Genomic DNA, 14,779 nt, shown 5'->3' with positions numbered 1-14,779 from the left:
CCAGACAGCCACACGAGTGGCGTAGATCGCGATCCCGAGCCCGCCAGGTGACGGGTCTAACGGAACGGAAACCCTGCCATGTTCACCGGCATCACCAGCCACGCCGGTATCCTGGTTACCGCCATGGTGGCGCTGACTGGCGCCGCAATTCTGCGCGGCGGCGCAGCAGTGGGCGACCAAGACCAGGACCAGCAGTTTCTGGCATTGCTCGACAAAAAAGAAATCCCCGCTGTCGCGAACGTGCCAAGCGTTATTGCCGCGGCCCATAAGGTTTGTCTCAAACTCGATGCCGGCATGCCGGTGGGCGACGTGCTGGACGGGCTGAGAAACGATGCGTACAACATAGATCCGGTCGTGCGTCAGTACCCCGCCCGCCTCACGACCACCATGACCCGATTCATCGCTGCGGCAGTGCAGATCTACTGCCCGTACGATCAACCCAAGATCGCTGCCATCATGGCGAGTTTCGCGCCGGGATCGACGGAACCGGCGTACCGGGTCGCCGGGTACTCGCACGACGCGGCGGTGGCGCGGCCGGAACCGACGGGCGCCGGTGCGGTGCGGCTGTCTCATGTGATAGACGGCCGGGTTTTCGTGGCGGGCTCGCTGATCGGAGCGGTTCCCGCGGGGGATCCCCTGTTACCGAACCCGCCGCAGATTCCGGGACCACCGCCGCCGACGGCGCAGATCCTGACACCACCCCCGCCGATGGCGGCGCCGTCACCAAAACAGTCGCCGCCGGCACCGCAACAGCCGCCGCCACCGCAAGAGTCCCCGCCGCCACCGCAAGAGCCGCCCCCGCCGCCGCAGGAGCCCCCGCCGCCACCGCAAGAGGTAGTGGAGCCTCCCGCTGATGCTCCTCAGCCGGGGGGCGCTGCCGGCGGCGGCAGTGGTGGCAACGGCGGCGGCGGCGGTATCGGCGGCGGCGGCAGTGGCGGCAACGGCCGTGGCGGTCCGGTCGAGCCGGCGCCGGCGCGACCCACACCGCCGGGCTTTATCAGGCTCGCACCGTGAGACAGGAACCGAGCCCGTCGGCTGCCGTCCAAACGTTCATTCCGGCTGGCGAGCATGACCGCGTGTAGTGGTGTAGGCAAGCGTGGTGAACACTTCGCTGCTAACCCGGGCGATTGACGGCGGCCATGCGGCTGTTCGACGACTCCGTGACGTGCTGTGGGCGATCACGCAGGCATCGGCCGCCGCGGGCATCGCGTGGTACATCGCCCACGACGTGGTCGGTCATCCGGACCCGTTCTTCGCACCGATCGCCGCGGCGGTCTGCGTGTCGGCGAGCAACGTGTTGCACGTGCAGCGCGCGATGCAGAACATCAGCGGTGTGGCATTGGGGATCACCCTGGGCGCCGCGGTGCAACTGCTACTCGGCACCGAATCGATTGCCATCGCCGTCGCGGTGTTCGCCACCCTGTGCGTTGCGGTGCTGGTCGGACACGGGTTCATCGCGCAAGGCCTGACGTTCGCCAACCAGGCCGCCGGTTCCGCGATTCTGGTCGCGGCGATGGCGGGCGGCGATCGCCTATTCGAGCGCCTCCAGGAGGCCCTGATCGGTGGCGGTTTGGCCTTGGTGTTCGTCGTGCTGCTCTTCCCGCCCGATCCGCTAACCATGCTCCACGACGCTCGCGTTGGCGTATTGGGCGCCCTGCACAACGTCCTCGCTCAAACCGCGGATTCGGCCGGCGCGCCCGCGACGGATACGTCGGGCCGACCGCACTCGGCCGTGGATCGGGTGCACGAAAGGCTGGGCGAGCTCACCGAAGCCCGATCCAACGCCCGCCACCTAGTCCGGACCGCGCCGCTGCGGTGGGCAGCACGCAACGCTGTGCGAGGCGCGGATGAACAGGCCGCGCATCTGCCCCTGCTCGCCGGCTCCGTGCTGCACTTGGTTCACCTGGCGCCGACATTCGCCAGCATCTCCCAGCCCGCACGGGTCGCGATTGGGGACGTTGCATCGGCCCTGCGCCTCGCTGAGGTAGATCCCGAGGCAGCAACCGCGCACGTCGCCGCCGCGGGCCGCTGCGCCTCGGCCCTGGCCTCAGACGACTGCAGCACAAGGGAATTGGTGCTCACCAGCGTCGTCCGGACTTGTGTGGAGGACCTACAACACATGCTCGGCTTGCGGCGTGACTGAGCAGGACGACGACGGCGCCGCGTGGGACGAACGGGCCGATGTCGTGATCGTCGGGTTCGGCGCAGCAGGTGGCTGTGCCGCGCTCGCCGCCAGGGAACAAGGCGTCGATGTCGTCGCGATCGATCGCTTCAACGGCGGCGGCGCGACGGCGCTCTCCGGCGGGATCATCTACGCCGGGGCGGGCACCGCAATTCAACGGCGGGCAGGAGTCGCCGACAGCGTCGAGCAGATGCTGGCCTATCTGCGCCTCGAAGTCGGCGACGCCGTCGACCCGGCGACGCTGGAATCGTTTGTGCGTGAGAGCCCCGCCATGATCGACTGGCTGGCCAACTACGGCGTCCCCTTCGACGCCACGCTATGCCCGTACAAGACGTCGTTCCCCAACAACCGCTACTACCTCTACCACTCCGGCAGCGAGAACTCCGGCGCCTTCCGCCGACACACGCCCCCGGTGCCGCGCGGACACCGGGTCAAGGGCAAAGGAACGTCCGGCAAGAAGCTCTATCGGCCGCTGGCACAATCGGCGCAAGAGCTCGGGGTCCGACTACACGCGCACACCCGCGCGACGCGCCTGATCCGCGACGCCGAAGGACGGGTCACCGGCATCGAGGCGATGACATTGCGTGGCGCCCCGGCAGCGGTGCGCGCGACGTACGCGCGGTTGGCGGCGTTGTCCGCCAAGCCGGGAATCTACTATCCCCCGCTGCGGCGGCGCACCGATCGGCGGCTGCGGTCCCTCGAGCGCCGCTTCGCCGAGCACATCCGCATCCGCGCCCGGCGCGGGGTGGTGCTGTGCGCCGGCGGGTTCATCGCCAACACCGCGTGGATCAGCCAGCACGCGCCGCTGTTCGCCGGCGGTCTGCAGTTGGGCACCAGCGGTGACGACGGGAGCGGCATCGACTTGGCCATGAGCGCCGGGGCCGTCGCCGGCCGCATGGACAACGTCTCCGCGTGGCGCTTTATCACCCCGCCCAGCGCGTTTCTGTCCGCGCTGATCGTCAACCGCCACGGACAGCGGATCATCGACGAATCCCGTTACGGCGCCGCCGTCGGCCAGGTTATCGTGACCGAGAACGGCGGCAGCGCCTGGATTCTCGCCGACGCCGACGTGATGCGGACGGCGCGGCGCCAGCTCCTCACGCAGGCGCTGTGGTTTCAGCGCGCCCAGGCCGCCGCGCTGATGGTGGCCGACTCCCGGCGTGCGTCGACCCTTACCGAGGTGGCCCGCAAGGTGGGCATCGACGCGGACGGCCTGAACGCCACCGTCGCGGCGCACAACAGTGCCATCGACAACGGCGAGGCCGACCCGATGGGCAAGCCCGCCGAGTTCGTCCGCCGTATCGGATCGGGACCGTACACGCTGCTCAACATCTCGGTGCGGCCCAGCTTGTTGAACCCGACCCCGATGCTCACCCTCGGCGGCGTCAAGGTCGACGCGGCCAGCGGCGCCGTCGTCACCGGGTCCGGCGATCCGATCCCCGGGCTCTACGCTGCGGGACGCACGGCGATCGGCATCTGCTCTAACGGCTACGTCAGTGGGCTTTCGTTGGCTGACTGCGTGTTCTCTGGACGCCGAGCCGGCACCCACGCCGCTCTGGCCGACGCCGACGCGGCACCCTGATCACGATCATCGATCGAAATCCCACTGCCCGAAATCGGTTGCAAGGACCTCGTCTACATCCACATGAATACCGCCTAAGAGCGGGCCCGGATTCGCGGGGCTGTTGACCACCTCCTGGTACAGCACCGCCGTGGGCTCGCGCTCGCCGTGCGACCACGCCTTCGTCTGCCATGCCCATCGGTGGCCGGCGGAGGTGGAGCGCCCAACGACGCCGTCTTTGATCGCCCACGCACATGCCTGGCAATGTCCGTAGATACCGGTGCGCTCCACGCCCATTACCGAATTGATTCCGCGAAACCAGTCGACCGCAAGGCCATTCCAGGTGTCGAGATCGATATCGTCATCGATGCTGAAGAAGATTGGTGCCGAGTTCGGGCCCCCGGCCGCGGCGTGTAGCCGCAGGGCGGTCTGGGCGTCTGCCACGCCGCCGTCATAGCCGCGGGTGAAATCCGACGGCGCCGACCAACCAGGCTTGCCGTACTGGAAGTTGCTGACGATGTGGAGACCCGCGGCGCGCAGCGCGTTCGCGTATTGGCGGGTGATGGGTTTTGCCTCGAAGTTCGCGCCCGGCCGCGACTCGGACACGTAATTCACCACCCCGTCATAGCCGGCCGCTTTGATCTCATCCGGCGGGATCGTCCGCTCGGCAAAATCAATCAGTCTGGTGTTGGCGGCTGATGCCTGCGGGGCGTCGGGGCTGGTGGTCAGTGGCCCCAGGCTCAGCAGGACCGGTGAAAAAGCATATTTGAGGACTTCGCGTCTGGAGACAGACCGCCGTCCGCCGCGTCCGCAGGGCGCAGCCGAATCGTGCACCGCGCGATGGTAACACGGCGACCGCCGATCCCCGGTAGGTACCCACAGGGGTATTTTGCCACGTGGTCGGACGGGCTGCGTCAACCCAACCGCCGCCGCGGCAGACCACCCCGTCGCCGCTCTCGCCGTCGGCCCGGGGTGGACCCACTGGCCCGACCGCCAAGCGCCCGCTGCGCCCAGCTTACGAGTTGCGTTGCAGTGCAACCATTTTTGCTTGCGACGCCTGCATGTTGGTCAAGCGAGTGCGGCACAGCGCTCGAGTAGCTCTAACGTCGGCGGCTCACGGAACGCCAATACCATGTGCTCGCAGCCGAATTGCTCGAATTCGGCCAACAGCGCCAGCTGCTCGTCCACCTGTCCCGGCATTGCCGGGTGCAGCGGCACTTGCGCGGAACGCCGGAGGTCGGCAGGATCGCGGCCCACTTCGGCGCACGCCATATTGACCTGGGCGTTCACCTCGCCCCACCTCTGCGGACCTTCATGGCCGGGCATGTTCCACTCGTCGGCCTGACGCGCGACGACACGCAGCATCTTCGGCTCCGTGCCCCCCATCACGATCGGCGGGTGCGGGAGCTGGAGCGGCTTGGGCTCACAGAGCGCGCTCTCGAGGGTGAAGAACTTCCCGGTGAAGGTCACCGATTCCTCGGTCCAGAGCCTGCGGATCACGGTCAGTGCCTCGTCGACCATCGCGACTCGGGTGCCGGGGCTCGGAAAGTCGATCCCGTACCCGCGGTGCTCGGCCTCGTGCCATCCGGCGCCGAGCCCAAAGCTGAGCCGACCGCCGGAGATGTGATCGACGGTGACCGCCATGTTGGCGAGCACCGCCGGATTCCGATACGTCACGCCGGACACCAAGCAGCCGATCCGTGCCCGCTGCGTCACCACAGCCATGGCGGCCAGCGTCGTCCATCCCTCATACGTCGGTTCGGTGTGGTCCTTTGGTCCGAAGAAGTGGTCGTAGTCCCACACCCCTTCGAAGCCAAGACCATCGGCGGTGCGCCAGAAGTCCGCCAACTCGGGGTATGTGAAGCTCAGCGCGAATTTAACCGAGATCCGCATGCGGTGATAGTAGGGTCGGTGACGTTGTTGTGCGGCGCAAATCTCCGCACCGGCCATCAGGCGGCTCGGGCCGCATTGTCACCGGAGGCGCGGGCATCGTTGCCAATTTCCGGCGAGCACGGGTTCATCTTTCGCCGCGAACCGCGGGGCGCGAATCGCTAACATCTTGCTGTGCGCGTCTTAGCTGTCGGTAAAGCGTTTGACGGTGGCGCCGCGGCGGTCCTGATCGCCGCGGCGCTGATGTTCACGGCTGTAGTGTTGCCGTCCGGGATCCTGTGGGCCGCGCCGTCGGCCGCCGCGGCGAACTGTCCGCAAGTGGAGGTCGTCTTTGCCCGCGGCCGAATGGAATCACCCGGGACGGGCGCGCTGGGCAACGCGTTCATCAACGCGCTCAGCTCCAAGATTCCGGGCAAGAGCATGGGTACGTACGCGGTGAAGTACCCCGCCGACACGGAGGTCGACGTCGGCGCAAACAACATGAGCCAACACATCCAATACATGGTGAACAACTGCCCGGACACGCGGCTGGTGCTGGGCGGGTATTCGCTTGGTGCGGCGGTCACCGACGTGGTGCTCGCGGTGCCCATGGCCGCCTTCGGTTTCGACAGTCCCCTCCCGCCGGGCACCGACGAGCACATCGCCGCCGTCGCGCTGTTCGGCAACGGGAGCCAGTGGATGGGACCGATCACGAACTTCAACCCGATCTACAACGACAGGACTATCGAGCTGTGCCACGGCGCCGATCCCGTCTGCAACCCGGCCGACCCAAACACGTGGAAAGAGAACTGGCCGCAACATCTTGCCAACGCGTACATCGCGGCGGGCATGGCCAACCAGGCCGCCGACTTCGTAGCTGGCAAGTTGTAGGTGAGAACGCGGACGGATCGGGACGCCGAGGAACCGAGCGCTTCAGCGGTAGACCGCTGTGCGGCGGTCGACCCGCGAACAGGAGGACGCGCGATTAGCAAGCTTGGTTTCTGGAGTGTTGTCATGCTCGGGATCAACTCGATAATCGGAGCGGGCATCTTCCTAACCCCCGGCGCGGTGATCAAGCTCGCCGGACCCCTCGCACCGCTTGCCTACATTTTGGCCGGCCTTTTCGCCGGCGTGATGGCTCTGGTGTTCGCGTCGGCGGCGAGGTACGTCAGAACGAACGGCGCCTCCTATGCCTATACGACGGCCGCGTTTGGGCAGCGGGTAGGCATCTACGTCGGTGTCACCCACGCGATCACCGCGTCCATTGCCTGGGGGGTGCTGGCGTCGCTGTTCGTCTCGACGCTGTTGCGAGTGGCCTTCCCGGGTAAGGCCTGGGCGGACAACGACCAACTGCTGAGCGTGAAGACGTTGACGTTTGTCGCCCTCATCGGCGTGCTGTTGACCATCAACCTGTTCGGCAACCGCGTGATCAGGTGGGCGAACGGAACCTCAACCCTGGGCAAGGTGTTCGCGCTTTCCGTCTTCACCGCCGGCGGGTTGTGGGTCATCGCCACCTGCCGCGTGAACAACTATGGAACGTCGTCGTCGGCGTACCACCCGGCGTCCTACTCACTGCTCGGCGTCGCCGAGATCGGCACGAGCACCGCGTCGAGTTTGGCCCTTGCCACGATCGCCGCGTTGTACGCCTTCACCGGTTTCGAATCGATCGCTAACGCCGCCGAGGAAATGGACACGCCGGATCGCACCCTCCCGAGAGCGATACCACTGGCGATCTTCGCCGTCGGAATGATCTACCTGCTTGCCGTGGTGGTCGCGATGCTGCTTGGTTCGGACAAGATCGTCGCCTCCCACGACACCGTGAAACTGGCGGCGGCGATCGGCAACGACGCTTTCCGAACGGTCGTCATCGTTGGCGCCCTGGTATCGATGTTCGGCATCAACGTGGCCGCCTCGTTCGGTGCCCCGCGTCTTTGGACCGCGCTGGCGGATCGCAGAATCCTGCCGACCGGCTTGTCCCGCAAGAACCGTTTCGGCGTGCCGATGATCGCCTTCGGAATCACGGCGTCGTTGGCGCTCGCGTTCCCGCTGGCGCTTCGGTTCGACAACATGAACCTCACGGGCCTAGCGGTCATCGCCCGATTCGTCCAGTTCATCATCGTGCCGATCGCGCTGATCGCGTTGGCGCGCTCTCAGGCCGAAGAGCATGCGGGGATAAGGCGAAATGCTTTCACCGACAAGGCGTTACCGATCGTCGCCGTTGTTGTCTCGGTCGGCCTGGCAGTGTCCTTCGACTACCGGTCCATCTTCCTCACCCGGGCTGGCCCCAACTACTTCTCGATCGCCTTGGTCGCGTCCACGTTCATCGCGGTACCGACGCTGGCCTATCTCCACTACTACAGAACCCTTGGGCGGGTGGGGGCAGGGCCCGGGCTCGGCGAGTAGCCGCAGCTGCCTAAGAATGCATGCCAAATTCATAAATTCAGCGTGAATAATTTCCTTGCTAATTGCATATGAAACGCATATATTCGGGCCGAATATCTATGCGAGAAAAACGTTCGCTCGAGCGGAGAAATTAAAATCAACGTGAGTGTTGACGAAAAGCAAAGATCAGGGCCGATTCGCCCGGCCCGGGTGCATTGAATATATCGGCAGCCGATCTATATCGTCCCGTGGCAACAGAACAGGTCTTTCTCGCCCGCGAAGGAAAACCGCGTGTCTTTCGTAACTGCGTATCCAGAGCAGCTGGCGGCGGCTGCCAGCAATCTCCAGTCGATCGGCGCCGCGATGATTTCCGGCAACGCGGTCGCTGCCGGTCCGACGACCGCGGTCGTTCCGGCGGCGGCCGATGAGGTATCAGCGCTGACGGCGGCGCAGTTCGCTGCGCATGCCCAGCGGTATCAGGCGCTGGCCGCGCGTGCGGTCAGGATTCAAGGGCTGCTGGCGGCGACGCTGGCGGAGGGTGCGGGTTCATACGCGACCACGGAGGCGGCCAACGCGGTGTCGGCCGGTTAAACGGTCGGTCGAGGGGCCTGAAACATGGCGGGGGTTTGAGACATGGATTACGGGTTGTTGCCGCCCGAAATCAACTCCGGGCGAATGTATACCGGTCCGGGTGCGGGTTCGCTGCTCGCCGCCGAGGCGGCGTGGACCGGGCTGGCCGCTGAGTTGCACGCGGCCGCGGCGGGTCATCGGTCGGTGATTTCGGCGCTGACCAGCGGTCCGTGGCTCGGGCCGTCGTCAGCTTCACTTGTCGCAGCGGCGGCTCCGTTTGTGGCTTGGCTGGACGGCAGCGCCGAACAGGCCGAGCTGGCCGCAAGCCAGGCGGGGGCGGCCGTCGCCGCGTACGAAACGGCGTACGCGGCGACGGTGCCTCCGCCCGTGATCGCGGCTAACCGTGCGCTGCTGGCGGCGTTGATCGCGACGAACTTCTTCGGGCAAAACACCCCGGCGATCGCCGGCACCGAGGCCGCCTACTTCGAGATGTGGGCCCAGGACGCGGCGGCGATGTACGGCTACGCGAGCGCCGCGGCGACCGCGACACAGTTGACTGATTTCGCGGAGCCGGCGGAAGTGGCCAACCCGACCGGGCTGGCCGATCAGGCTAATGCGGTCCTCAACGCGGTGAACAATTCCGCGCAAGCCAACGTGCAAAACGTGCTGGGCATGGTAAATCCCAGGATCGTCGACGTATTGAAGACCCTGTCTGCACCAATCGCCGCCAAGCCGATAGACGACTTCCTTGTGAAAAACACGTCGCTCGACGACATGGTCACGCTGTACAGCAAGTACGTGGTGCCGTACGTCTCGTCGGCGCAGATGGGGGTTCAGGTCGGGCAGTCCTTTGGGCAGATCAGCAACGGGATTACAGCCATGACGACGTTTATGAAGGGGCTGGCGCCCGTGGCCAAGGCGGTCGAAGGAGCGGCTGCGGCGGGGTCGGCCGCAACAAACGGCGCCGGCAACGTCGGGGGTGTGGCGGCGGGTCTGGGGAAGGCGCTGCCGCTGGGGGCGTTGTCGGTGCCGCCGAGCTGGGCGCCCGTGAACGCCGTGACCAACCCTCCGTTGGCGGCCCTTACCAACGCCGCTGCGGCCCCGGCCGCCGCGGAAGGCCTGAACACCCTTCCGATTGCCCCATTTGGGCAGTTGGTTGGTAGCAACTACGGGCGCAATCTACCGAGCTACGGTTTCAAGCCTGCGGTGATGGCTAAACCGCCGGCCGCCGGGTAAGAGATCTCGCTTACGATCCTTCGGAAACGCGCGAGCACCGGCCGGGCTCGCTCCACGTTGAGTTCAACGAAGACGGTGCTGTGGCTTGCGGCCCCGCGCGACATGGGCTTACCCGTTTTCGGCGCCGCACTGCGAGCCTGGGCCGGCTTTCGCGCGGCACCGCGCCGGCTGCTATCGTCCCCTGCTTATGCCCGAGATGGATCGTCGCAGCCTGCTGCTGATGATGGGTGTCGGCGCGTTGGCCACCGCGATGCCCCTTCCGGAGGCCCAGGCGCACCCGTCGCCACCTGATGCGCCGTCGCCCAATGGCCAATCGGGAAGCTACCTCTTCCAGGACGACTTCGATGGCCCGGCCGGCTCGGCACCCGACGCGTCGAAGTGGACGGTCGCGCGCGCCCGAGAGCAAATCAAGGATCCGACGTTTTGGGAGTTGCCCGAGAACATCGGGCAGTACCGCGACGACCGGCAAAACGTATTCCTCGACGGCAAGTCCAACCTGGTCATCCGTGCCGCGAAAGACGGCAGCACCTACTACAGCGGCAAGATTCAAAGCCCGTGGCGGGGAGGCGTCGGCCACACGTGGGAGGCCCGAATCAAACTCGACTGCCTCACCGCCGGTTGCTGGCCCGCCTGGTGGTTGGGCAACGAGGACCGCGGCGAAATCGACATTTTGGAGTGGTACGGCAACCGCAACTGGCCGTCGGCAACCACCGTCCACGCCAAGTCAAACGGCTCCGAATGGAAGACCCACAACATCGCGGTGGACAGCGGGTGGCACACCTGGCGATGCCAATGGGACCAGGCCGGCATGCGTTTCTGGCAAGACCATGTGGACGGCGCGCAACCATACTTCACTGTGTCGGCGAACTCGCTCTCCGACTGGCCGTTCAATGATCCTGGCTACACGGTGTTTCCGGTGTTGAACCTTGCGGTTGCCGGATCCGGTGGCGGTGATCCCGGACCGGGGAGCTACCCCGCGCAGATGCTCGTCGACTGGGTGCGTGTCTGGTAGGACGCCGCCCGGCGGCTTGGCACTACGTCAGCGCTACTATGTCCATAGTGATATGTCGATGAGGGAGCCCTTGGAGCCAGCCACGTGCCACCGAGCAATCAGCCTCGGCGTGACAAACTCACCGACGCCGCCATCGGGATAGTGGCCGAGCAGGGTCTGCACGGCCTGTCACATCGCGCGGTCGACGAGGCGGCCGAGGTGCCGCGGGGAACCACATCCAACTACTTTCGTTCGCGGGAAGCGCTGGTGGCGGCGGCGATTCAGCGCATCGTCGACCTTCACTTCGCGTTGATTGCGGAACTGCGCGCCCAATACGCGGATGCGGGCGGGGCGGTCAACGTGGCGGACTTTCTTGGCGACGTGGTCGATCATGCGCTGACCCGTTATCCGGGCCGCTACCTCGCGATGCTTGAACTGGCCCTGGAGTGCGCCCGCAAGCCCGAACTGCGCGAGGTGCTCGACCGCATTACCGCCGACGCCATGGGGCTCACGCGTGCTGCCCATCGCGTGAACGACACCGAACCGTCGAGGGAAGACGTCGAGCTTCTCGGCGCGTTCTACAACGGCATGCTGTTCACCTCGCTTGTGATGCCGCAGACCTTGGGCGCTCGCAGCCCCGGTGAGATCACGCGCACCATGATTCACAAGGTCCTCGAGCCGAGCCCCGCGGGCAGCCGGGCGGCCAGATCAGCCAGGAGCCGATCGACCCCCACCGGCCGACCGCGGTAGCCGATGTGCGCGTCCGGCCGGACGACGAACGCGCACGACGACTTCACTCCGTATTGCCGGTGCGCCGACCGATCCGGATCACCAAGCGCCAGCGGGTGATCGGCGAACCGCTCCGCACTGATCACGCGCGCCCGCACCAGCCCCGGGTAGGCTCGCTCGATCTGTGCGGCGATCCGGCATAGCTCGACGGCCGGTCGCGCCTGCTCGTCGAGCCCGGTGAACAGCAACACGGTGTGGTGGATGCCGCGGAACGTCGCGTACAGGCGTCCCGGTCGTCCGTCGATCAGCACGTCGGCCTCGCGTGCCCGGTCGCCGGGTGCCGGCGCAGCGCCCCAGCCCGTGCCGTCCGCGGCGTTGAGCGGGCTGTCCGGGTAGTGCAGCCGCAACTGGGCCAACATGCCGACAAACCGGCGCTGCAGGGAGCGTCGAGTGAGCACTCGCGCGGCCACCATGGGGCCGAGCCAACCGCGCGCGATCGTCGATATCGGGTTGTGCCCGACGAACGCCGCGAACAGCCGGTCGGTCGTCTTGAGCAACTGGATGCCGACGGGGTGACGCTCGGCCTGGTAGCTGTCGAGCAGCGCTTGATCGCCGATGCCGCGTTCGACGAGGGCGAGCTTCCAGGCCAGGTTGTACGCATCCTGGATGCCGGTGTTCATTCCTTGGGCCCCGGCGGGACTGTGCACATGCGCGGCGTCGCCGACCAAGAAGATGCGCCGGTCGCGGTAGACGGGCACGACTCGGCTGTGCACCCGGTAGCGGGTCACCCAGTGCTCCCTGATGACCTTGGCGGCCAACGGCACTCGCTCGTCCAGCATCGCCTGGAACTCTTCGTGGGTTGGTTCGCTGTACTCGGCACCGGGTCCCTCGGGCCCCAGCGGTACATTGCCGAAGATTCGGAACCGGTTCTCGCCGGGCATCGAAAACGCCGCGAAAATGCCTGCGGCACTAGGAAACCCGTACAGTCCGTCATGCGGCAGCTCCCAATCGATTTCGGCGTCAGCCATGATGAACTCGTCACGGTAGGTGGAGCCGGCAAACTCGATGCCAGCCGCCTTGCGCACCGCGCTGTGTGCGCCGTCGCAGCCGATGACCCACCGGCACCGCACGGTCTCGATCGATCCGTCCGCCCCGCGCAGCCACGCCGTCGCGGTATCGCCGTCTTGGGTCAGATCGATCAGTGCCCGTCCGCGATCGACCTCGACGCCCTGTTTGGTCAGCGACTCCGTGAGTATCCGCTCGGTGTCATGCTGGGAGAGCGTGCGCAGGGCGGGATGGGCGGTGTAGTTCCGCGGCCCGCTCAACGCGCCGTCAAGGTCGAGTCGCACCCGCTTTTTCCTGAATACGAGGGTGAGCGAGGTGGCCGGGCTGCCGGCCGCGAGCGCCTCGTCGATCACGCCCATGTCGTCCAGGATCTCCAACGTCCGGGGCTGCACGACCAGCGCACGCGACGTCCTCGCCGGCGCGGCCTCGCGATCAACGATCCGCACGGCGACGCCGTGGCGTGTCAATTCGTTTGCCATCGTCAACCCGGTCGGTCCCGCGCCGACGACCAGCACCGGGGTCAACCGCTCGTCCATCGCCGCCCAGCCTTCCGGATAGAAATTCTTCAATCGATGAATTATCACTACAACTGTAGTACTACCGGAGACATAAGGCAATGGCGGACAGCGGCGGCGTCCCCTCGCCGGCCGCTATTTCGAGCCCTGCCGCCATTCGGTGATCTTGCGGCCCAACGAATCGGCCGCGCTCGTGGCGGCACGCCCCACGCCGTCGACGATGCCACCAAGACCCTCGCGGATGCCTTTGATCAGGGGGTCATCGGACTGGTCGAAGCCGTCCTTGTAATGGCGGGCGGTGTCACCGAGGTCGTCTGCGAAGGTGGCCTTGTCGTCGTCGAGCCGCCGTGGGTAGTCGCCGGACAGCACCTTTCCGTAGCCGCCGGTGTCTACCCATGCGGTCAGCGCGGCCGCTCGCAGCACCGAGAACGGATGCGTCTGCAGCTCCAAGTTCAGCAGTTTGAGCACGCCGTCGCGCATGTCACCGGTTTTCTCGTATTCCCGGGCCTGGGCCAAGAAGGCCTCCGAGTCCAGCTTGTCGAGCCGGCTTCCGCCGGCCAGCTTCATCTCCACCCGGATCGCGGCATCCACGTCCTGGCAGCAGAGCAACCCGGCGCGGTCCCCGGACAACTCCGATTTGCGCTGCCATTCCATCAGGGCGGCCACGATCGCGCGCAACGCCCAGCCGCCCACCGGCAACACGCCGAATGACCGCGCCAACCGCATCAGGTGCATCGTCATCGTGCGGTATACCGCGTGACCGGACATCGCGTGGCCGAGCTCGTGACCCACGATGAATCGCATCTCTTCGTGCGTCATCAGGTCGTAGAGCCCGGAGGTGACCACGACGAACGGCTTATCCATCCCGATCGTGAATGCGTCCGCGATCGGCGAGGCCATCACATAGAGCTCGGGTCTCGTCGGCGCGTCGAGGACATCCACGCACTCGTCGAGCAGGGCGTCGAGGTCCGCGAACTGGCGCGGTCCGACGCGTGCCGCACTGGCCAGGTACAGCAGCCTGTGCTGGCGCTCCCGCAGCATCCCGGACATCAGCTTCAGGACCTGGTCGAAACCCTTGAGCCGGCGCAGCGCGGACAGGGCGGCCCGGTCAGCGGGGTGCTCCCACGCGCGTGAGCTGATCCCCGGAAACGTGTTGCGGGTTGTCGCGGGTGGCTGAGACATTGACGCTGTCCCCTCGGTCGTCGCGTATCCAGGATACGGCGCCGCGCGGAGGCGATTTCTCAGCTCATGCGTCAGGCGGGTGCGTCGGCGCCGGGGCACGCCCTGAAGTCGGCGGCGCGCTGGCGGGCGAGAAATGCAGGATGGCGGCGCATCTCTTCCTGGCGCTGACATTCGCGCTGCCGGGCTGCGGTCCAAACGGGGTGCGACTGAAGGAAAATCACATTTGCCTCTGACGCATTCGCCACGATTATCGACTCCTCTCGGCCGGCAACGCCAAACCCACTGCCCCGTGGGTCTTAGCCTCGATATCCAGGGTTGCCAGCAAACCTGTGATCAAACTGTGTCCAAAGATGAGAATTAACCGTGAATTCGCCGCGCGTCGGGGGCCCACGCCGAAAGGACGGCAACCACCGGTGACACGGCGGGCAGACGCGAAAGCCCCCAATTGGTGGCCCAAATGGGGGCTTTCGCGTCTGCCCGGCGCATATGTACGGTGC

At 66.3% G+C, this 14,779-nt stretch carries 13 protein-coding genes; 9 read left to right on the top strand and 4 right to left on the bottom strand.

Annotation, left to right across the window (positions count from 1 at the left end):
* Positions 1–78: 78 nt before the first annotated feature.
* The 3 genes from G6N24_RS09595 (at position 79) to G6N24_RS09585 (ending at position 3,764) form a co-directional block, all read left to right on the top strand.
* Entirely contained in the window at positions 79–1,014 is a 936-nt protein-coding gene (locus tag G6N24_RS09595; protein ID WP_163745472.1) for a DUF732 domain-containing protein, read from the top strand.
* A gap of 85 nt (positions 1,015–1,099) precedes the next feature.
* Positions 1,100–2,143, top strand: coding sequence for an FUSC family protein (locus G6N24_RS09590; RefSeq protein ID WP_085160116.1), 1,044 nt, complete (start codon positions 1,100–1,102; stop codon positions 2,141–2,143).
* Positions 2,136–3,764, top strand: a complete 1,629-nt coding sequence (locus G6N24_RS09585; protein WP_085160118.1) for an FAD-binding protein — start codon at positions 2,136–2,138, stop codon at positions 3,762–3,764. Before G6N24_RS09590 ends, G6N24_RS09585 begins: the two co-directional genes overlap by 8 nt.
* Positions 3,765–3,770: 6 nt before the next feature.
* On the opposite strand, the gene G6N24_RS09580 is transcribed toward G6N24_RS09585, so the two are convergent.
* Together G6N24_RS09580 and G6N24_RS09575 are read right to left on the bottom strand one after the other, a co-directional pair.
* Complete coding sequence (locus G6N24_RS09580; RefSeq protein WP_085160120.1) at positions 3,771–4,577, bottom strand: DUF1906 domain-containing protein; 807 nt, start codon at positions 4,575–4,577, stop codon at positions 3,771–3,773.
* Between the two features lie 234 nt (positions 4,578–4,811).
* Positions 4,812–5,636: a TIGR03560 family F420-dependent LLM class oxidoreductase gene (locus G6N24_RS09575; protein WP_085160122.1), complete on the bottom strand. Its 825-nt coding sequence runs from the start codon at positions 5,634–5,636 to the stop codon at positions 4,812–4,814.
* 240 nt (positions 5,637–5,876) lie between these two features.
* On the opposite strand from G6N24_RS09575, the gene G6N24_RS09570 reads away from it, so the two are divergent.
* The 6 genes from G6N24_RS09570 to G6N24_RS09545 all read left to right on the top strand — a co-directional run bounded on the left by G6N24_RS09570 (position 5,877) and on the right by G6N24_RS09545 (position 11,541).
* Positions 5,877–6,503, top strand: a complete 627-nt coding sequence (locus G6N24_RS09570; RefSeq protein WP_085160148.1) for a cutinase family protein — start codon at positions 5,877–5,879, stop codon at positions 6,501–6,503.
* A gap of 123 nt (positions 6,504–6,626) precedes the next feature.
* On the top strand, positions 6,627–8,015 hold the full coding sequence (locus G6N24_RS09565; protein WP_085160124.1) for an APC family permease: 1,389 nt from the start codon (positions 6,627–6,629) through the stop codon (positions 8,013–8,015).
* Positions 8,016–8,285: 270 nt separating this feature from the next.
* Positions 8,286–8,585, top strand: coding sequence for a PE family protein (locus tag G6N24_RS09560; protein WP_085160126.1), 300 nt, complete (start codon positions 8,286–8,288; stop codon positions 8,583–8,585).
* 42 nt (positions 8,586–8,627) lie between these two features.
* The gene (locus tag G6N24_RS09555; RefSeq protein ID WP_085160128.1) at positions 8,628–9,800 is read left to right on the top strand and encodes a PPE family protein; all 1,173 of its coding nucleotides are present in this window, start codon (positions 8,628–8,630) and stop codon (positions 9,798–9,800) included.
* Between the two features lie 187 nt (positions 9,801–9,987).
* On the top strand, positions 9,988–10,812 hold the full coding sequence (locus G6N24_RS09550; RefSeq protein WP_085160130.1) for a glycoside hydrolase family 16 protein: 825 nt from the start codon (positions 9,988–9,990) through the stop codon (positions 10,810–10,812).
* A 141-nt stretch (positions 10,813–10,953) separates the two neighbouring features.
* Positions 10,954–11,541 carry a TetR/AcrR family transcriptional regulator gene (locus G6N24_RS09545; RefSeq protein ID WP_163745471.1) on the top strand — a complete coding sequence of 196 codons (588 nt, stop codon included), beginning with the start codon at positions 10,954–10,956 and terminating at the stop codon, positions 11,539–11,541.
* On the opposite strand, the gene G6N24_RS09540 is transcribed toward G6N24_RS09545, so the two are convergent.
* Both G6N24_RS09540 and G6N24_RS09535 read right to left on the bottom strand, forming a co-directional pair.
* Positions 11,454–13,154: an FAD-dependent monooxygenase gene (locus G6N24_RS09540; protein WP_232070734.1), complete on the bottom strand. Its 1,701-nt coding sequence runs from the start codon at positions 13,152–13,154 to the stop codon at positions 11,454–11,456. The two genes, G6N24_RS09545 and G6N24_RS09540, sit on opposite strands and share 88 nt — an antisense overlap.
* Positions 13,155–13,235: 81 nt before the next feature.
* Entirely contained in the window at positions 13,236–14,282 is a 1,047-nt protein-coding gene (locus G6N24_RS09535) for a M48 family metallopeptidase (RefSeq protein ID WP_085160135.1), read from the bottom strand.
* Between the last annotated feature and the right edge of the window lie 497 nt (positions 14,283–14,779).

Source organism: Mycobacterium lacus (assembly GCF_010731535.1).
Classification (GTDB): Bacteria; Actinomycetota; Actinomycetes; order Mycobacteriales; family Mycobacteriaceae; genus Mycobacterium; species Mycobacterium lacus.
Note: the sequence above shows the minus strand (reverse complement) of the source record. Positions and strands in the feature narration are given on the sequence as shown.